Origin of the sequence: Paracidovorax citrulli (assembly GCF_900100305.1) — a bacterium.
In the GTDB taxonomy this organism is placed as follows: domain Bacteria; phylum Pseudomonadota; class Gammaproteobacteria; order Burkholderiales; family Burkholderiaceae_C; genus Paracidovorax; species Paracidovorax citrulli.
Genome location: NZ_FNEY01000046.1, coordinates 1 through 18,805, shown reverse-complemented (window position 1 = coordinate 18,805; position 18,805 = coordinate 1). Strand labels below are relative to the sequence as shown.

Sequence of the window (18,805 nt, the reverse complement as noted above, 5' to 3'; positions counted from 1 at the left end):
CCGCCGCGGGCGAGCGGGCAGATCGGATACAACCGGCATTCCATGACCGTGAAAGCCCGCTCCCTCCAGGATCTGCAACCGCTGCGCAAGGCGCTGGCCGAGGCCGCCGAGCGCGAGGCCCGGCTGCTGCGCGAGCGTCAGGAGGCCGCGCGCCGCGCGCGGGCCGAGCGCATGCTCTTCCAGGACGCGGTCGGTCCGGTGCAGGCCCTGCGCGGCACGCAGGAGCGCCGCTGGCATGTGCCCGAGCCCCCCGAGCCGCAGCCCGTGCAGCGCGAACTCGACGAGGAGCGCGTGCTCCATGAATCGATCAGCGACGAGTTCGACGTGAGCACGCTGCTGGACGTGGACGACCAGCTCAGCTTCCGGCGTCCCGGCATCGGCACCGACGTGACGCACCGGCTGCGCGCCGGACACTGGAGCATCCAGCGCCAGCTCGATCTGCACGGCCTGCGCACCGACGAGGCACGCGAAGCCCTGGGGGAATTCATCCGGCTGGCCCACCGCACCGGCCTGCGCTGCGTGCGGGTGGTGCACGGCAAGGGCCTGGGCTCGCCCGGCAGGACGCCCGTGCTCAAGGGCCGCGTGCAGCGCTGGCTGGTCCAGAAAAAAGAGGTCCTGGCCTTCGTGCAGGCACGCCCCGCGGAAGGAGGCGCCGGCGCGCTGGTCGTGCTGCTGCAGCCGGGACGCCAGCGCACCGCAACGGCCCGCTGGCCTGCCGGCTAGCGGGCCCCGGCCCCGGGCGGGATCAGGCCCCGCATTTCCAGCCGCACGCCCAGCCCCCGGAGGTCAGCGCTGTGATAGAGCGCCAGCCGGCCGCCATAGGCCTGCGCGATCTGGCCCGTGATCGCCAGTCCCAGGCCGCTGCCCTGGATCGACTCGTCGAACCGCACACCGCGCTGGCCCGCGGCCTGCAATTGTTCCGGCGTCATGCCGGGACCGTCGTCCTCCACGTCCAGTTCCAGGCGGCCGAGCCCGGCGGCGGGTTCGGCCGACAGCGTGAGCCGCACCCGGGAGGCGGCCCATTTGCCGGCGTTGTCCAGCAGGTTGCCCAGCACCTCCTCCAGGTCCGCGCGCTCCCCGCGCCACCGCACCGGGCCCGTGGCGCGGTCCTCCAGCGTCCAGTCCAGCTCCTGCGCGGCATGCAGGCGCTGCATCATCCGCAGCACCTGGGCCACGCACTCGCGCACATCGACCGCCGACGCACCCGCGCCGGGATGGGCATGCAGGGCATCGCTCAACGTGCGTCCCTGGTAGCGGTCCACGAGTTGCGCCATGGCCTCCACCTGGCGGCGCACTTCGCTGCTGGCCACCTGCGGCTGCGCGCTGGCCTGCGCGTTCAGCAGCGCCAGGGGCTTCTTGAGGGCATGGTTCAGGTCCACCGCATGGGCCCGCGCGCGGGCCACCACGTGCGCGTTGTGCGCCAGCAATCCGGCCAGTTCGTTCTGCAGGGGCTGCAGATCCCGCCCCGTGGGGGCCGCCAGGTGTTCCGCCACGCCGGCCCCGGCGCCCTGCGGCTCCCGCAGCGTTGCGAGCAGCGCTTCCAGCCGGCGCAGCGGCGCCAGCCCCACGCGCACCTGCAGCCAGGCCAGCACGCCGGCCAGGGCCAGAAGCACCGAACCGGCCAGCACGAGGTTGCGGTCGATCTGTCGCACGCTGCTCTGCAACTGCTCCGCCGGGCCGAACACCGTCAGCGCCACCGCAGCGGCAGGCTGGCCCAGGGCGACGGGCACCGTGAGCGCCAGCAGCGGCTCCTGCCGGGGGCCCGTGGCGGGGTGCAGCACGGCCGATCCGGCCGCGGGACGGTCATCGGTGGGCAGGCGGTCCATGTCCCACAGCGAGCGCGAGCGCAGCACTTCGCGGCCCGCCTCGGCCCGCCAGTACCAGCCGGCATAGATGGCGCTGAATTCGTCCGCCCCGCCCGCAGCCTCGCGGAGCGTGCCGCCGGGGCCCAGTTGCAGTCGCGCCCCCACGCGCTGGGCCTTGTCCCGCAGCACCTGCTCGAAGCTGTCCATCAGGCTGCGGTGCATCTGGCCGCGCAGCCACGACCCGCCCGCGCACACCAGCAGCAGCATGGGGATCAGCACCAGCAATGCGATGCGCGTGGCCATGGGCCACTGGGCGACCCGCAGCGCCCATGCGGACATGCCCCGCGCCGGCGGCACCGGAGCAGCCGGCGGCGCGGCTTCCGCCCCCCGGGCGGGGCCTTCGCCCTGCGTCATGGCGGGCCCCACGATGCCTCAGCCCGGCGCATCGGAAGACACGAGCCGGAATCCCTGGCCACGCTCGGTCAGCAGTTGCGGCGCACCGCCGAGCTTGCGGCGGATGCGGCTGATCAGCACGTCCAGCGTATTGGAGTCCGGATCCAGATCGCGCGCATATACGTGCTCGGTGATGTCGGTGCGCGTGAGCAGTTTGCCCGGGTGGTGGATGAAGTACGCCAGGATCTTGTGCTCCTGCGCGGTGAGCTGCAGTGCCTGCCCGTGCAGCGAGAACCGGCCCTGCACCGCGTCGTACTCCAGCGGCCCCGCGCGCAGCACCGCGGCGGCGGCCCCGGCCGCGCGGCGCAGCATGGCCCGCAGCCGCAGCACCACCTCGTCCATCAGGAACGGCTTGGTCAGGTAGTCGTCGGCTCCCGCATTGAAGCCGGCGAGCTTGTCGCTCCAGCGGTTGCGGGCGGTGAGCACCAGCACGGGCCAGCCGCGGCCGGCCTCGCGCCAGTCGTGCAGCACGCTCAGGCCGTCCTTGAGCGGCAGGCCCAGGTCCAGCACCGCGGCGCTGTAGGCCTCCACGCTGCCCGCGAAGGACGCGGCCTCGCCGTCGTGCTCCACGTCCACCGCGAAGCCCGCGGCCTCGAGGGCCTCGCGCAATTGCCGCGCCAGCGCCTCATCGTCTTCCACCACCAGTACGCGCATCAGTCGTCGTCCACCTTCTGCCGCGTCACCTCCAGGGTGGCGGCATCCACTTCCAGTTCCAGCTTGAAGCCGTTGGGCTGCTGCAGTTCGACACTGTAGTAGGGGCGGCGGCGGTGGTCGGTCTCCAGCTCCACCTCCAGCACCAGTCCGGAGAATTTCGGCCGCAGCGACTCGAGCACCACGGCCATGGATTTCGGCGCGACCTGCGCGGCGGCGGGCACGGGGGGATGCAGCACCTCGCCCGTGCGCACGTCCAGCAGCAGCTTCATTTCGCCGGCAGGCCGTTCCGAGAGCTTGACCTCGTACACCGCCTTGCCCTGGCCGTCGCGCTCGAACTCGGCATTCACCACGCGCGTGCCGTACTTCTGCTCCAGCTGGCGGATGTAGCGGGCCATCTGCGCCAGCGGGACGGGCTGCGTCGCCCATTCACGCTCCTGCGCGACGACCGCGCCGGAGGCGGCGTCCACCAGCACCTCGTGCTTCTCGCCCCGGGCGTCGATGACCGTGATCTCGTAGCGCAGCTCGCCCTTGCGCCCGCGCTTGCTTTCCACCTCGATGACGCGCCCCCCGTACTGGCGGCCGATGTCCGCGATGATGCTGTTGAGGGGCTTGAGCTGGCCGCTGAGCACTCCGCGCCGCGCCGCGTCCTGTTCGGCCGCGGACACCGGCCCGCCCGGCACGCACGCGAGCGCCGCCGCGGCAAGGGCGGCGGTCCGCAACAAGGCGCGCAGTGTCAGACGTGGCATCGCGCGATTATTGCGGACTGCCTTAAACGGCACGTGAACGGGCGCTTCATGGTGGATTTAAGGACCGGGGCACACACTGCCGCCATCCTTTGTCCATCACGCACACCGAAAGGAAGCACCATGAAGAAAATGACCACCCTGACGCTGGCCCTCGCCGCAGCCCTGCCCTCCATGGCCTGGGCCCTGACCGCCTCCGAAGCCGTCGAAGTAATGGCCCGGAACCAATACGTCGCTCCGCACGACCTGCAGAAGCAGTATGGCTACTGGACGGCCACCGCGGTCTCCAACGACGGGTCGCGCGCCACCGTGCTGGTGAAGGATGCCGACGGCAGCTTCACCGCCGTGCGCAAGAGCGACATCGGCGGCACGCTGCCCGGCGTGGACCAGGTGACGCAGCGCCTGCGTTCCGCCGGCTACGCCGTCGTCTATGACGTGGAACTGGACGACGGCTTCTGGGAAGCCAAGGCACGGCAGTCCGTCCACCAGGGCGAGAAGGTGGAATTCGTGCTGCATCCCGCGACGCTGGAAGTGTTGAGCCAGGTGGGGCAAGCTGGCGGCACGCTCAACGGCCAGCCGGTGCTGAGCGCGGACCAGGTGCGCCAGGCGCTCCAGGTCGCGGGCTACACCCGCATCCGCGACATCGACTACGACGACGGCTTCTGGGAAGCCGAGGCCACCAACGCCGCCAACCTGCCGGTGGAACTGCGCGTGGAACCCACCACGGGCAAGGTGCTCCGCGAAAAGCTGGACGACTGACGTCCCCGGGTGCCGCCGGCGGACCCGGCAGGCCCGCCGGCGGCACCTGCCGGACGCCTGCCGCTCCCTGGTTACTTCGACAGATCGATCGCGTACTTCGACGTACCCTTGCCCGAGCCATCGTCCGCGGCCAGCACGGAGATGTTGGCCAGGCCCGCGGCCTGCGCCACGGACAGCGCATTGGCGCCGGAGGCGAACACCACCGGGCCGGCGGTCTTCACCTTGGTGAAGCGCCAGCTCCTGGCGCTGCCGTTGGCCGTGCGCGTCACGGACGGGTTCTTGCGGATGTAGTCGATCACCACGTCGCGGTTCGCGTCGGGCGACGCCCAGATCGTGCCGGAGCCGTCCAGCTTGTCGATGAAACTCCTGCCGCTGGTCGCGCGGTAATTGTTCGTGGCGATCACGAACTCCTGCGCCGGGTCGATCGCCTGGCCCTTGTAGGTCAGGTTCCTGATGCGGCTGCCGACGGCCTGGGTGACGTCGATCTCGTACTGCACGTCGGCCGTGGTGAACATGTCGAAGTTGTAGCCCGGGAAGGTGCTGATCAGCGCCTGCTCGGACGTCTTCGCCGGGTCGATCTGGTTGAAGCGCTTGGCGGCGGCCTCCAGCCAGTTCTTGATGTCCGCGCCGTTCACCTTCACCGCATACACGGTATTGGGATAGAGGTAGAGGTCGGCCGCGTTGAAGATCGCGAGCGGGCCCGTGGCCACGTCGGTGTAGTCGGCGCCGCCCTGGAAGCCGGACTTGAAGGGCGCGCTCACCGATAGCACCGGCAGGCTCTTGTACTGCGGCAGGTTGGCCTGGATGTAGGCCGACACATAGGCCTGCTGCGCCTGGTTCACGATCTGGATCGCGCCCGGGTCGCCCACGTCGGCGAACAGCGTGCTCATGCGGAAGTCGGTGGTGCCGATCGGCGTCTTCACGTAGCCGATGGTGTTCTGGTGCTGCGCCTCGACCAGCGGCGCGATGCTGCTGTCGGCATCCACGAACACGGCCTTGCCCGCGGCGTCCTTGCCCGTCTGGATGTTGCGCAGCTCGCTCTTCGAGGCGCCCTTGTCCACCGACCAGGCCTTGCCGTCCCACTTCAGCGCGAGGCGGACCACGCCCAGCGCCTTGCCCCACGAACTGGCCATCACGGCCGGCACGCCGTTGATGGTGCCGGCCTTGTTGTCCACGCCCGCCTGGGTGTAGGCCGGCGTGGCCGCCGTGTCGGGGAACACGCTGTGCTGGTGGCCCATCACCATCGCATCGATGCCCGACACCTTCGAGAGGTACAGGCCCGGGTTCTCCATCGTGGCCGAGTACGGGCCGGCGTCCAGGCCGCCGTGCAGCAGCGCCACGACCACGTCGGCGCCCTTGGCGCGCAGCTCCGGCACGTACTTGGTGGCGGACTCCACGGCGCCTTCGGTGTAGACCTTGCCTTCCAGATAGCGCTTGTCCCAGTTCATGATCCCGGGCGTGGTGAAGCCGATCACGCCGATCTTGATCGGCAGCTTCACTTCCTTGCCGTCGGTGCCGGTGGCGACCAGGGTCTTCTCGATCAGCGTGTAGGGCTGGATCAGCGGCTGGCGGGTCTTGCTGCTGTACACGTTGGCGAGCACGGTGGGGTAGCCCGAACCGGCGCACTTCACGCCGGAATCCACGCCATCGACCTGCATGCCGCCGCCCAGCACCTGGTTCAGGAACGGCAGGCCGTAGTTGAACTCGTGGTTGCCCAGCGTGCCTGCGTCGAAGCCCAGGGCGCCCATCGCCTTGTACATCGAGAGCTGCTGGTTGCATGGAATCGTCTTGACCACGGCTTCGTAGTCGGCCAGCGCCGTGCCCTGGATGGTGTCGCCGTTGTCCACCAGCAGCGTGTTCGGGAATTCCTTGCGCGCCTGGCGCACCAGGGTGGCCGTGCGCTCGAAGCCATACGACTTGTCTTCGGCGAGCTTGAAGTAGTCGTAGCTGCGCACGTTGAAGTGCAGGTCGGTGGTTTCCAGCACGGCCAGCGTGGCCGTGGCTCCCGCGCTGGCGGGCGGATTGCCGTCGCCGCCGCCGCATGCGGCCAGGAACAGCGAGGGAATCGCGCACAGGGCGATCAGCGGGAACCGGGGCAGGCGCGGGGCCGCGAAGGAGGAATGCGGAGACATAGGGCAGAAGAGGTAACGAAAGAAAGCCGCAAGTGTTGGACGGCCGTGTGACATCGCCATGACTCCAAGTGCAGGCGGCATGATCCGCCGGCAATTGCCGCCTTCGTCGTCTCTACATCGAACATTTGGATGCAATTGGCTCGACGGTGGAACGCGTTCGCGGGGGGCAACCGCACCATAATTCGCCTCACAAAAATAACGACTGGAAACGGTTGAACGTATGACGCAACGCCGCGTAACCATTCAGACACCTTTGGGAGAGGCCCTGCAGTTCCGCCAGTTGCAGGGCGAGGAAGCGCTGTCGGCGCTGTCTGCCTTCGAGATCGACCTGCTATCGAAGGACAAGGGCATCGACCCGAAGGCCCTGCTCGGCCTGGGCGCCACCGTCTCCATCGAAACCGAGGGCCTGGGCCGCCGCTACCTGGACGGCATCGTGACCCGCTTCGGCATGCGCGGGCAGGACACCTCCGCGCAGATCGCCTACCGGCTCACCCTGCAGCCCTGGCTGTGGCTCGCCACGCGTCGCACCGATTTCCGCATCTTCCAGGAAATGGACGTGCCGGCCATCGTCTCGCAGGTGCTATCGCGCTACGGCCGGCCCTTCGTGCTGCGCCTCACGCGCGGCTACCGCAGCCGGCCCTACACGGTGCAGTACCACGAGAGCGACTACCAGTTCGTCTCGCGCCTGTGCGAATCCGAGGGCATCTACTGGTTCGTGGAGCATGCCAGCGGCAGCCACACGGTGGTTTTCGCCGACGACGTGGTGGCCTCGCACGCGCCGTTGCCGGGCGGCCACGTGATCCCCTTCCACCCCCCCGGCAAGACGGCGATCGCCGACCGCGAACACATCTTCGCCTGGCGCATGGGCCAGGGCGTCGCGCCCGGCCGCGCCTACCTGGACGACTACGACTTCACCAAGCCGCGCGCCGACCTCTCCGAGATGCGCCAATCGCCCCCGGGCCATGCGCACGACGCCTACGAGCGCTACGAATGGCCGGGCGGCTACACCGAGTACGCCGACGGCGAGACCTACACGCGGCTGCACATGGAAGAAGGCATGGCGGCCCGCGAGCGCGCCCATGCCGAATTGAACAAGCGCAGCATCGCACCGGGCTACACCATCGTGCTGGAGAACTACCCGCGCGGCGACCAGAACCGGCAGTACCTCGTCACCCGCGTGCACTACCACCTGGAAGAGAACGTGCAGGCCACCCAGGGCACGGGCGGCGCCGGGCAGACGCAGGCCGGCTCCGTGCAGAAATTCAGCATGGAGGTGCACCCCACCTCCGTGCCCTACCGCCCCGAAGTGACCACCCCGCGCCCGCGCACCACCGGCCCCCAGACGGCCGTGGTGGTCGGCCCGCCCGGCGAGGAAATCTGGACCGACGAATACGGCCGCATCAAGGTGCAGTTCCACTGGGACCGCATCGGTGCGATGAACGAGAACTCCAGCTGCTGGGTGCGCGTCTCCACCAGCTGGGCCGGCCCCGGCTTCGGCGCCGTGTTCACGCCGCGCATCGGGATGGAAGTCATCGTCGATTTCCTGAACGGCGACCCGGACTATCCGATCATCCTGGGCTGCGTCTATAACGCCGCCAACATGCCGCCCTGGGGCCTGCCGGGCAATGCCACGCAGTCGGGCATCAAGACGAAGTCCAGCAAGGGCGGAGCCTTCGGCGACGGCATGAAGAACGGCGCGGGCGATGCCAACGCGATCCGCTTCGAGGACAAGAAGGGCGCGGAGCAGGTGTGGCTGCATGCGCAGAAGGACCAGCTCACCGAAGTCGAGAACGATGAGGATAAGTGGGTGGGAAATGACCGGCGCAAGACGATCGACCGGGACGAGACCAATGTGATCCACCGGGACCGGACGGAAACCGTCGACCGGAACGAGAAGATCACGGTGCACGGCTGGCGCACCGAGGAAGTGGATGGCGACGAGACCATCACCATCCACTCCAACCGCAAGGAGCGGGTGGACCACGACGAGACGATATCCATCGGAGACAACCGCAGGGAAGACGTCGGCATCGACGAGACCATCTCCATCGGCAAGAACCGCAGCAAGACCATCGGCCGCAACGAGAAAGACAAGATCGGCAACAACTGGTCGATCAAGGTCGGCAAGATGAAGACCGAGACCATCGGCATCGCCTGCATGCAGAACGTGGGCGTGGGGCGGATGGAGAACGTGGGCGTGGCTTACAACCTCAACGTGGGGGCCATGATGGCCACCGTCGTCGGGAGCACGCAGACCACGATGGTCGGCAGCGACCAGTCCACCACGGTCGGAACGAAATACACGCTCACCGTGGGAGGTGGCGGTGGCGGAGGAGGTGGTGGCGCGGCGGCGGCAGGAGGTCCCAAGAACATCGTGGCATCTTCCAAAGACCCGTCGGGCTCGGGGGGCGGCGGCTCCAACATCACCATGGATGCACAGAGCGTGTCGATCACCGTCGGCAGCAGCAGCCTCGTGCTCAAAGCGGACGGAACCATCACGCTCAACGGCAAAGACATCACCTTCGTCGGCGAGAACAAGATCCTCTCCGTCAGCCCGCAGGTCCGGGACAACGACTGACACCCGGCTTCGGTTCGGCGGCCGTTCCCGCCGCTTCGCTTCAGATTGCATCCATCATGGCCATTCCACAACGAAACACCCCCGTCGCGTCGCCCGTTCAAGGGTCCGTACGGGTCGGGAAAATCCTCCGCATCGACTCGGGCGGCGCAGCGATCGTCGAGATTGACGATCAGCCGATCCCCGCGGAGATCGCGGCGCACCTGCCTTGGCCCGTCCCCGGGCAGCGGGTGGCCGTCATGCAGGATGCCGAAGAGCCGGCCCTGATCCTGGCCGCCTACCCCCTGCGTGAAGCCGCCGCCATGTCCAACGGTCAGGACAGCGGCGTCCAGTCGGCGGGCGTGGGCTTCGACCCCACGACCGGCACTCTCCGCATCCATGCCCAGCGCCTGGACCTGACGGCGCTCGGATCCGTCGAAATCCGTTGCGGCGATTCCGTGCTCCGTTTCAACGCGCAGGGAAGCGTCGTACTGGAAGCCCAGGCCATCACGCAGTCCTCCATCGGCCCCTACCGGATCGAAGGCGCATCCATCGACCTGAACTGAACGCCCTCATGCCCAGCCGTGACCAGCTCATCGCAGAGCTCCTGGAGGAAACAGTACGCGCCCGCCGCCGCCGGCTCCACATCACCGGAACGATGGATTTCCGTCTCCTCGCACTGCAGACCGTGGATCGCAAGATCGACCGCAACGTGCGCGCGCTGTCGGTGTTCGGACAAGCAACGCTGGACGCCATAGAAAAGGAAATATCGTCCTGCGTACATGGCCCTGTGCTGGATGCCCTCGTCCACATCGCCGCTGCCTGCTGCATGGAGATGCACGTCCACCCGCAGGCAGACGATCTGGCGGCCCGTTGGTTCAGCCGATACGGCGAGCATCATCGCACCGCTTTCAGGGATGCGTGGTGGTTCCATCCCCAGTCCCGGCAAGGGGATGCTGCCCGCATCGCGCGCACCGCTGCACTGCTGGCGTCAAATTCCGAAGCAATACAGGCGCTGGGTGTGGAACTGGCCGGCAGGTGCGGGATAGCAACCAGTGTCCCGCGCATCACCGCCTTGGCGGCAGAACTGCCCGATGGCCATCTGCTGCGGGCCTGCGAGCTTGCGCTGTGCCGCCTGAACCATCCTCCCGCAGACTTGCCGGCGCGCATCCACCGACGCGGCACCGGTGACACGGACGCGCTGTTGCACGCCCTGCGCCTGGTCGCCGCCAGTGGTCGCCTGGAACTCATCCCGACGTCGGGCTACCTGCAATGCACCCGCATGCAGCACCCTGCCCTGCAGCGGCTGGCGTGGTGCCTCGCCACGCTGAGCGACCCCGTACAGGCCCACCGACTGGCCCTGGAAGACGCTTCCCTGGACGATGGAATGCGCTGGCGCGTACTGGCGCTGGCAGGGTTTCCCGAGGGGCTGGTCCATCTGGGGCGAAGCGTCCTCCAACAGACATCGGGAGCCACTCCCGCGCAACTGGACGCCCTGTGGACGTTCCTCGGCGAGGTGCCCGCCGAAATACGCGACAAGACAGCGCCACCGGAGATCCGCGAGCAGGCCTTGCGCCTCGCGGTGCTGCAGGCCCTGCGGAATGCACACGTCGGCGTCACGAACCAGGCGAAGCAGGCCGAGTGGACGCCCGAGGCGATGCTGGCGGCAACCGCCCCTGGGCAAAGCCGCCGCCTGAGATTCGGCAGCGCAATTCGCCGGCGGGAAGATGGGGGCGCCGCATTGGCACCCGCGGCCCTCCAGCTCGCGACGCTGATGCGGCAGGCGCTGTACATCGAGCAATCGGTGCAGTCCGGGAGATCGGTGGGGGCCGGACTGTCCGCATATGCACCCAGCCGGCACCAGGTGCAGGTGATCGGCCTGTCGGCCTGGCTCGCGGAGGTGCAGAGTTCGGAGCCTGCTGCATGAGCCAGGTTCTGAACCTGACACCCTTTGCCACGGCAGTGCGTCCCCATGCGGATGCCGAGGGGCACCTCGGGCGCCTGCTGATCGTGAAAGGTGTCTGGGAGCTGGACCGGCCGGACACGCTGTCTTCCGAGGCGGGAAGTCTCGGTTTCCGCGATGTTCCCCTCATGACCAGGATGGCGGACCTGGCATTGGAACCCGCCCAGCGCACCGCTCTCGGCCCCCGGCTGGAGGAAGAAGTCGAGTGGATCCCGTCCGACATCGTCCCGCCCAAACCGAGATTCGACTTCATCGTCAGCGGTTACGGGTATGCGCAAACCGGCAAGGCCGAACACCGGTTCTTTGCCGCGGTCGTGCGCAACCGGCAGGTGGCAGCGCTCGCACTGTGCGCTCCACGGTTCTGGCGCAGGACCCTGCTGGCAGGTGGCGGCGGTGTCGCGGGAAACCCGGTGAGCGGTGTGCGCCGCGTGCCGGTCCACCCCTGCTTTTCCTTCGGTGGGGATGCTCCGGGGTCCGGGACACCCTACAACCCCCAGGGCATGGGGCACACCGGAGACCGTACCGGTGAAGAGTTGCATCGCATCGCTTTGCCCTGGGTGGAACATCCGGACCACCCGACCACCGACATCACCCGCAGCCCGCTGCCTGCCGGGTTCGGCCCCTGGCCGGAAAACGCCGGACATCGCCTGCCCCATATGGGAACCCGTGATCTGCAATGGCAGCGGGAACGCGCTCCGCGGCCGCCCCGGGATTTCAACCCGCTTTTCCACAACCAGGCCGACCCGCGCCTGCAATGGCCGGAGCCTCCCTCCCCCGGCGAGACCATCGCCCTGCAAGGGCTCACTGCGAATGGCAGCGCACGGCTCGTATGGCCTTCCGCCAGGCCCGTAGCCCTGCTGGATACGCAATCCATCGTTCCGCTGAGAGCGGACACCTGCATCGTGGTGCCGGACGAGGGGCGATACGCCATCGTCTGGCGCTGCCTGCTGCCCTCCGAAGGTGCCGTCACGCTGCGTGCGTGCGATGCCTGACCCCTCATCTGGCCGAGTGTCTTCATGGTTCTATCGCCACATCCTGCGCAAGCATTGCGCATCGAGCATGCCACCCTGTCCACCAGCCTGGGAGACGATTGGCTGACCAGCGTCGTGGCATTCTCCGCACGGCGCAAGCAATTCCGCTACCGGGAGGTGGATGGCTTCAAGCTGTTGACGGCGCCCGCCGGCGATGTGGCGGGCCAGGACCGGGGGCGCGAGCGCCTGAACGCGCTCATCCGGGCGGCATGGCGCCCCATGATGGAGCACCTGCATACGCTGCCGCGGGTCCCGACCCTCTACCTGCTGTCGCTGCCCGCATGGGCGTCGGGCCCCTCCGCGACATCCCCGCACGAGGCCTCCGCGGACAACCCGGCGCTGCAGGAATTCAGCCGGGACCTGGGCGACGCATGCCGCCAGGCAGGGCTGCCGGTGCACGGAGCCCGGGCATTTGCGGGTGGGGCCGAAACCTGCCATCGCGCGTTGGCCCATGGTTTCCTGGCACTCCGGCATGACAGCCCACCCGCGCAGATCGTTCTGCTGACAGCGGACTCCCTGTGCGACCACGATGTCCTGCTGCGCGACTGGCGCGCACAACGCATCCACGCCAGGGACAACAGCAGCGGATGGGTGCCCGGGGAAGCCTCGGCAGCGCTTTTGCTGAGACCCGTCGCCGCTGCGGAGAAATCGCCTGCCAGCACCGTATTGCACGCTGCTGCGGTTGTCGAGGCACCGGAGCCTTCTCCACGCTGGCCCAGCCAGAGGGCCGGCGACGGGCGCGCGCTGGAACAGGCCGTGCAGGCAGCGCTCCGTGCCGCAGGCCTGCGCCTGCACCACGTCCGGCAGCACCTCAGCGACAGCGACGGCAGCTCGTGGCGGCAGGACGACATGGCTGCGGCGCTGGGCCGCCTGTCCGCGTCCGACAGCGAGCACGGCTGGCGCGCCGGCTCCATCCAGCCCGCCGAATTGCTGGGGCAGCTGGGCGCATCGTGGGGCGCCGTGCAGTGGGCTCTGGCCGCGGGTCTGCACCGGCACGGGCTGGCGGATATCGGACAGGCCCTGTGCAGCACACAGGACATCCAGGGGCAATGCAGCGCAGGCGTCATCGAGTGCATGGCGGCATGACCGTGGCCGGCGCCGGAAGGCGAACGCCCTGAACCATCCAGGAAGACGACAGACAAGGCAGAGAGGAAGTTGACGTGGGGAAGACTTACATAGACGGCAAGGAGGTCGTGTCGCAGGCCGCCGCGGGGAAAGTGTTCAAGCCGGACGATTTCGTCTTCCTTCGCAAGAAGGACATTCCGGGCGTGGCCCCCTACCGCAATGACAGCGGGTCCATCGACAACCCCGCGGGCTCCACCTTCCATTCGGGCACCGACGTGGCCACGGCCGAAAGCGCCCTGATGAACGGCTGGCACGCGCCCCAGGTATCCAAGGGCGGGGTGATCACCCTGGTGCGCGACGGGCCGGCCACGTTCACGGGCAACTGGGGCAAGCAGGTCTGGATCGAAGACCACAAGACAGTGCGGCACGAAACGGACGTCGGCACCACGTCGATCTGGTCCAGCTTCGGCGCGGTGAAAACCGCGATGTCCAACACCTGGGACATCGCCAAGGAGCTGGACGGCGAGCTGGCGTCTGAAATCGCAGGGGAGTTCGGCGACGAGGTGCTGGCCAGCCTCAAGGACCTGTTCACCTGGGAAACACTGGGCGGGCTGGTGGTCGATGGCGGCATGGCGCTCGCCACCGCGGCCCTCACGGCAGCCGCCCCGGTGACTGCAGGGGGCTCCGGCGCGGGCGCGCTCATGACCGGGGCAGCCACCGGCGTGCGCGTGGGCCAGCGCGTGGAAGCCGGGGCGCAGACCGCCGCCGCGCTCAAGGAAGAACTGGGCGGCCTCATCGCCGATCTCACGCGCCCCGACCTGTCCCGCGAAGAAAAGCGCGACATGGCCAAACGCGCCGCGGGCATCCTCGCGCGCAGCACCGTGGGCGTGGGCATCTCCATCATCACCAAGAAATCCAGGCCGGCGAAGAAACGCGAAAACGACAAGACCGACGTCAAGACATCGAAGAAGGAAGCAGGCAATCCGACGCAGTGCCCTTGCGCGAGCAAGCGCCCCGTGGTCCTCGCCACGGGCGAGAAAACCCTCACGCAGACGGATTTCTCGTTCGGCGGGCCGATCCCCATGGGATGGCTGCGCCACTACCGCAGCGGAGACGCACGCACCGATGGCTGGTTCGGCCAGGGCTGGAGCCATCCCCTCGCCACCGAGCTGTGGCTGCAGGCGGACCAGTTGCTCTACCACGATGGCCAGGGCCGCGCCGTCCGCCTGCCCGGCCTGGAGGAAGGCGAGGAGCATTTCGAGGCCTACGAGCGCTTCACGGTCCGCCGCACCGCGCCCGATGCGTGGCAACTCGTGCATACCGACGGACGCATCCACCATTTCGCGCGCCAGGCGGCGGGCCAGTGGCGCCTTCCCCTGGTGGCCCTCAGCGACCGCAACGGCAACCGCATCCAGCTGCACTTCGACCAGAGCGCCTTCGGCCCGGGCTTCCGCCCTTTCGCCACGCCGCCGCGCCCCGGGCGCATCGCCGACAGCGCGGGCCGCTGGTTCCGCCTGGACTGGAGCCCGCGGGGCCAGCTGGAGTCTGTCCACGCACTGCACTCCGGCGGCGAGGAGACGCTGCTGGCGCACTACCACTACGCCCCTGACGCGCAGGACCCGCGCGGCGAACTGGCTCCGCCCAACCTCGTGGCCCACACCAACGCCGCCGGCCGCGTGCGGCGCTTCGAGTGGAACAGGCACCTGCTCGTCGGCTACACACTGGCGGACGGCGCGCGCCACCACAACGAATACGACACGCTGAGCCCGCAGGGCCGCGTCACCGTGTCGCGCAACCTCGACAGCGGCGCGGCGCACCAGTTCACCTATGAGCGGCACCGTACCTGGATGCACGATGCGCTGGGCCGCACCATGGGCTTCGCCTTCGACGAGCGACGCGACATCGTGGCCGTGCGCGATGCGTTGGGCCACGTGAGCCGCACGCCCTTCGACGCCAACGGCCACCCCGAGGCGGCCGTGGACGCCCTGGGCCGGGAGACGCGCACCGTGTTCGACCGCCGCGGCAACCTGACGCTGCATCTGGATGCCGCCGGGCACGCGACACGCATCGACTACGGCACCGAGGGCGGCGCAAAGGACCGCCCCGTGCGCGTCACCGATGCCCTGGGCCACACGTGGACCCATGAATACGATGCGCGTGGCAATCGCATCCGATCCAGCGATCCCCTGGGCCGCAGCACCACCACCGAATACGACGCCCGGGGCCTGCCGGTCGCCCTCACCGATGCCGCCGGCCGCACCCGCCGGCTGCAGTGGGACGCCTCCGCCCAGCTCATCGCCTACACGGATTGCTCGGGCCGCACCAGCCGCTACGCCTACGACGCGCTGGGCCACCTGGCCGCGAGCGCCGATGCCCTGGGCCACACCACCCGCTACCGCCACGACGCGCAGGGCCGCCTGCGCGAAGTGACCGAGCCCACGGGCGCCACCCACCGCTACGAATGGGACGGCGAAGGCCAGTTGCTCGCCTACACCGACCCGCTCGGCGGCACCACGCGCTACCGCTACCACGGCTCGGGCCAGCCGTCCGAGCGCACCGACGCGCGCGGCGGCGTGCTGCGCTACCACTACGACCTGGGCGAACGGCTCGTCGCACTGACCAACGAGAACGGCGCGCACACCCGGTTCACCTACGATGCGGCCGACCACCTCACCGACGAGATCGGCTTCGATGGCCGCCACCAGCGCTACGTGTACAACGCCGCGGGCGAACTGACCCACGTCATCGAGGCCGGAGGCAGCGATGCCGGCCCGGGCAAGGTCACGCACCTGGAGCGCGATGCACTGGGCCGCCTGGTGGGCAAGCGCGCGCACGGCGACGCATCGTCCGAAGACAGCCGAGCCACCTACACCTACGACCCGCTGGGCCGCCTGACGGCAGCGACCAACCCGGCTGCCGCGATCGCCTGGCGCTACGACCCGGTCGGGCAGATCCTGCAGGAGGTGCAGACGCTCCAGCCCCTGCCTGGGCAGAAGGGACAGCCCGAGGAACGCGCCCTGTCGCACGAGTACGACGAACTGGGCCACCGCATCCGCACCACCCTGCCCGACGGCCGGGCTCTGGACTGGCTGCACTATGGATCGGGCCGCCTGCACCAGATCGGGCTCACGGAAGCCGGTTCGGGCGCACGCACCGTCATCACCGACATCGAGCGCGATGCCCTGCACCGCGAGACACAACGCAGCCAGGGCGCGCTGCACAGCCGCTACGACTACGACCCGGCCGGGCGACTCGTGCGCCATCGGGCGGCACTGGGTTCGTCATCCGCCTCCCCCACGGGCACGGTGCGGCTCGAACGCGCCTATGCCTACGATGCCCTGGGTCAGTTGGTCGCCCGGGCCGACACCCTGCGCGGCAGCCAGGAGTTCCGCTACGACCCCGTGGGCCGCATCCTCGCCGCCCTGCCCGGCCAGGGCAGCCATGCCCCACGGGAGCTGTTCGCCTTCGACCCCGCCGGCAACCTGCTGGATGCCACCGAGGCGCAGATGCAGCGCGCGCAGCAACAACAAGCACACGGTTCTTCGTCCGGCCTGGGCGTGGTCGGCGACAACCGCCTGCGCTTCTACCAGGACCTGCACTTCGAATACGACGTGCATGGCAACGTCGTGCGCCGCACGCGCGGCAACCGCCGGGCGGGCCACCACGAAACCACCGAGCTGCGCTGGAATGCCGACCACCAGCTGGTGGAAGCCACCTCCCACCGCAACGGCGTCACCCAGGCCACGCGCTATGCCTACGATGCCCTCGGCCGGCGTGTGGCCAAGGCCGATGCCTTCGGCACCACGCGCTACCTGTGGGACGGTGATCTCATGGTGCACAGCCGGCGCGGGGGCAAAGCCAGCCTGTTCATCTACGAGCCGGGCAGCTTCGTGCCTTTGGCCACCGTGCAGGGCACGCAGCAGCCAGGGGACAGCCGCATCTACTGGTACCAATGCGACCAGATCGGCGCTCCGCTGGAGTTGACCGATGCCCAGGGGCACGTTGCCTGGGCTGCGGATTACAAGGTGTGGGGCGAAGCCACGCTGCGGGCATTGCCGAGCCAAGCGACGGGCACCGACGGAATGGCAGGGCCGCGACGACAGGGGCATGGACCGGATGACATGCCTCCGATGCGCTCGGCTTCGGCTGCGCCTCCGTTGATCGAACAGCCGTTCCGGTTCCAGGGGCAGCAGTTCGATGAAGAGACGGGGCTGCACTACAACCGGTTTCGGTACTACGATCCGGTGGTGGGGCGATTTGCCAGTCAGGATCCAATAGGTTTGCTGGGCGGAGCAAATTTATTTGAATATGCGACTCCTTCCGTGTGGACCGATCCACTAGGTCTTAGCCCTTGTCCAACTCGGGCCCAAGTTATCGCAGCAACAACAGCGCTGGTTAAAGCAGCTGAACCTGCCATCAAAAAAATTGACCCTACCGCAAGAGCTGGAATTAGAGGCAGTACGGCATCAGGATTTAGCGGACAAACAGGAGCACCTTGGACACATGCCTCCGATGTAGATGCATATATTGCAAGCGATACTCTTTACAATAACCCGGCCGGCCGTTTTGGAAGCAGAATACCAGGCATAAATACGATAGAAAAATCAATTAACTCCGCATTGAGAAAGTTGTGGCCTTGCTTAGGGGGCAACAATAAAACAGCCTTCTCTTTTAAAGCCCAAAGACAGAATTTTCCAGATGCAGCCCCCAGATTCGAAACAATTGTTCCAATATTTTGATTATGATTGAAGAAAAAATCACTCTTCCTTATTCGCCCGAAGAAATAAAAAAATTCTTCGCTTACGATTATGAGTGGATTGATGAATTGAGTTATACAAAAAGACTTGACAATGTTTTACCAGATTATAAAAAATATGAGCGAGAAATAATAGAAAAATTTTTAAGCATAGGCTGGTCTGGGGAGGGAGAAATTAACACCATTTGGATACCGCCTTTTTTGATCGCGAAAATTGCAAAATATGGAGAAGAAGCATTTCTACAAAGATTCAACAATGAAAAAACATTTAACAGATTAGCTCAATCACCCAACTCCTGGACAAGAGGATTAATTCTTTGGCATGTAAAACAAAAAGAAGATGGTATTTCCTTCATATGTTCACCCATAGAACTGAATATACCAAGCTATGCGCTATCCTAGTGGCTTTAATCAGAATTTGCATCAACCATGTTATGGGCATGTGGCGGGCCAGCACAGCCAAGGAGCACATCATGGCCCAGCCTCATGCAGTTGCCATCGAGTTGAACGAGGCTGATCGCCCAGCGTTGCAAGCTGGATGTGTCGGCGCAAGACCGCTCGGGCCCTGGCACTGCGAGAGCGCATCGTGCTGGCCTACGTGTGATGTCTCAATAGGTTGTTCATCCAGGCCCGACCTGGGAAGCTGTGGTTACCAGGCCCCAGCAACTCAGGACAGGACACCGGATGAACAGTCATAAGCATGCGCGATTGACCCGCGCAGGTCGAGCCCTTCTGGTCGACAGAGTGCTCCAGCAGAACTGGACGATGCGCCAAGCCAGCGAAGCCGCAGGCGTGAGCCTGCGCACCGGCTACAAGTGGATGGCCCGCTTTCGCAACGAAGGCCCCGATGGCTTGCTCGACCGCAGCTCCCGCCCGCACCGCAGCCCCCA

14 protein-coding genes are annotated in these 18,805 nt (G+C 67.3%); 10 read left to right on the top strand and 4 right to left on the bottom strand.

The window, feature by feature from the left end; translation table 11 throughout:
* Nucleotides 1-42 precede the first annotated feature (42 nt).
* Nucleotides 43-723, top strand: coding sequence for a Smr/MutS family protein (locus BLR99_RS20930; RefSeq protein WP_011796814.1), 681 nt, complete (start codon nt 43-45; stop codon nt 721-723).
* Here BLR99_RS20930 and BLR99_RS20925 read toward each other — a convergent pair.
* The 3 genes from BLR99_RS20925 to BLR99_RS20915 all read right to left on the bottom strand — a co-directional run bounded on the left by BLR99_RS20925 (nt 720) and on the right by BLR99_RS20915 (nt 3,658).
* Nucleotides 720-2,144, bottom strand: a complete 1,425-nt coding sequence (locus BLR99_RS20925) for a sensor histidine kinase (RefSeq protein WP_048857346.1) — start codon at nt 2,142-2,144, stop codon at nt 720-722. The two genes, BLR99_RS20930 and BLR99_RS20925, sit on opposite strands and share 4 nt — an antisense overlap.
* A 93-nt stretch (nt 2,145-2,237) precedes the next feature.
* Nucleotides 2,238-2,912 carry a response regulator transcription factor gene (locus tag BLR99_RS20920; RefSeq protein WP_011796816.1) on the bottom strand — a complete coding sequence of 225 codons (675 nt, stop codon included), beginning with the start codon at nt 2,910-2,912 and terminating at the stop codon, nt 2,238-2,240.
* Nucleotides 2,912-3,658: a PepSY domain-containing protein gene (locus BLR99_RS20915; protein ID WP_011796817.1), complete on the bottom strand. Its 747-nt coding sequence runs from the start codon at nt 3,656-3,658 to the stop codon at nt 2,912-2,914. The genes BLR99_RS20920 and BLR99_RS20915 overlap by 1 nt, the downstream gene beginning before the upstream one ends.
* Nucleotides 3,659-3,778: 120 nt before the next feature.
* Between BLR99_RS20915 and BLR99_RS20910 the strand changes: the two genes are divergently transcribed.
* Nucleotides 3,779-4,414 (top strand): PepSY domain-containing protein, encoded by a 636-nt coding sequence (locus tag BLR99_RS20910; protein ID WP_011796818.1) that lies wholly within the window; start codon nt 3,779-3,781, stop codon nt 4,412-4,414.
* A 71-nt stretch (nt 4,415-4,485) separates the two neighbouring features.
* On the opposite strand, the gene BLR99_RS20905 is transcribed toward BLR99_RS20910, so the two are convergent.
* Complete coding sequence (locus tag BLR99_RS20905; protein WP_046060770.1) at nt 4,486-6,546, bottom strand: bifunctional 2',3'-cyclic-nucleotide 2'-phosphodiesterase/3'-nucleotidase; 2,061 nt, start codon at nt 6,544-6,546, stop codon at nt 4,486-4,488.
* Between the two features lie 220 nt (nt 6,547-6,766).
* Here BLR99_RS20905 and BLR99_RS20900 point away from each other — a divergent pair, with 220 nt between their 5' ends.
* From BLR99_RS20900 to BLR99_RS20870, 8 genes are all read left to right on the top strand, one after another.
* Nucleotides 6,767-9,124, top strand: a complete 2,358-nt coding sequence (locus tag BLR99_RS20900; RefSeq protein WP_074687495.1) for a type VI secretion system Vgr family protein — start codon at nt 6,767-6,769, stop codon at nt 9,122-9,124.
* A 56-nt stretch (nt 9,125-9,180) separates the two neighbouring features.
* Nucleotides 9,181-9,666 carry a hypothetical protein gene (locus BLR99_RS20895; RefSeq protein ID WP_046060771.1) on the top strand — a complete coding sequence of 162 codons (486 nt, stop codon included), beginning with the start codon at nt 9,181-9,183 and terminating at the stop codon, nt 9,664-9,666.
* A gap of 8 nt (nt 9,667-9,674) precedes the next feature.
* Nucleotides 9,675-11,027 (top strand): hypothetical protein, encoded by a 1,353-nt coding sequence (locus tag BLR99_RS20890; protein WP_017438164.1) that lies wholly within the window; start codon nt 9,675-9,677, stop codon nt 11,025-11,027.
* A complete protein-coding gene (locus BLR99_RS20885) occupies nt 11,024-12,055 on the top strand; it encodes a DUF2169 domain-containing protein (protein ID WP_017438165.1) in 1,032 nt (343 codons plus the stop codon). Before BLR99_RS20890 ends, BLR99_RS20885 begins: the two co-directional genes overlap by 4 nt.
* 24 nt (nt 12,056-12,079) lie before the next feature.
* Nucleotides 12,080-13,180, top strand: a complete 1,101-nt coding sequence (locus BLR99_RS20880; protein ID WP_048857342.1) for a hypothetical protein — start codon at nt 12,080-12,082, stop codon at nt 13,178-13,180.
* A 74-nt stretch (nt 13,181-13,254) separates the two neighbouring features.
* Nucleotides 13,255-17,898 carry a DUF6531 domain-containing protein gene (locus BLR99_RS20875; protein ID WP_228193968.1) on the top strand — a complete coding sequence of 1,548 codons (4,644 nt, stop codon included), beginning with the start codon at nt 13,255-13,257 and terminating at the stop codon, nt 17,896-17,898.
* A 2-nt stretch (nt 17,899-17,900) separates the two neighbouring features.
* The gene (locus tag BLR99_RS22875; protein ID WP_138919904.1) at nt 17,901-18,317 is read left to right on the top strand and encodes a hypothetical protein; all 417 of its coding nucleotides are present in this window, start codon (nt 17,901-17,903) and stop codon (nt 18,315-18,317) included.
* Between the two features lie 282 nt (nt 18,318-18,599).
* Nucleotides 18,600-18,805 (top strand): leucine zipper domain-containing protein (locus tag BLR99_RS20870; protein WP_139160194.1); only part of this gene is annotated, 206 nt, incomplete at its 3' end.

Bases quoted from the DNA above. Each gene is read 5' to 3' on its own strand.
- BLR99_RS20925 (WP_048857346.1), bottom strand. From the start codon at position 2,144: ATGTCCGCATGGGCGCTGCGGGTCGCCCAGTGGCCCATGGCCACGCGC.
- BLR99_RS20930 (WP_011796814.1), top strand. From the start codon at position 43: ATGACCGTGAAAGCCCGCTCCCTCCAGGATCTGCAACCGCTGCGCAAG.
- BLR99_RS20900 (WP_074687495.1), top strand. From the start codon at position 6,767: ATGACGCAACGCCGCGTAACCATTCAGACACCTTTGGGAGAGGCCCTG.
- BLR99_RS22875 (WP_138919904.1), top strand. From the start codon at position 17,901: ATGATTGAAGAAAAAATCACTCTTCCTTATTCGCCCGAAGAAATAAAA.
- BLR99_RS20910 (WP_011796818.1), top strand. From the start codon at position 3,779: ATGAAGAAAATGACCACCCTGACGCTGGCCCTCGCCGCAGCCCTGCCC.
- BLR99_RS20905 (WP_046060770.1), bottom strand. From the start codon at position 6,546: ATGTCTCCGCATTCCTCCTTCGCGGCCCCGCGCCTGCCCCGGTTCCCG.
- BLR99_RS20880 (WP_048857342.1), top strand. From the start codon at position 12,080: ATGGTTCTATCGCCACATCCTGCGCAAGCATTGCGCATCGAGCATGCC.
- BLR99_RS20895 (WP_046060771.1), top strand. From the start codon at position 9,181: ATGGCCATTCCACAACGAAACACCCCCGTCGCGTCGCCCGTTCAAGGG.
- BLR99_RS20920 (WP_011796816.1), bottom strand. From the start codon at position 2,912: ATGCGCGTACTGGTGGTGGAAGACGATGAGGCGCTGGCGCGGCAATTG.
- BLR99_RS20885 (WP_017438165.1), top strand. From the start codon at position 11,024: ATGAGCCAGGTTCTGAACCTGACACCCTTTGCCACGGCAGTGCGTCCC.
- BLR99_RS20890 (WP_017438164.1), top strand. From the start codon at position 9,675: ATGCCCAGCCGTGACCAGCTCATCGCAGAGCTCCTGGAGGAAACAGTA.
- BLR99_RS20915 (WP_011796817.1), bottom strand. From the start codon at position 3,658: ATGCCACGTCTGACACTGCGCGCCTTGTTGCGGACCGCCGCCCTTGCC.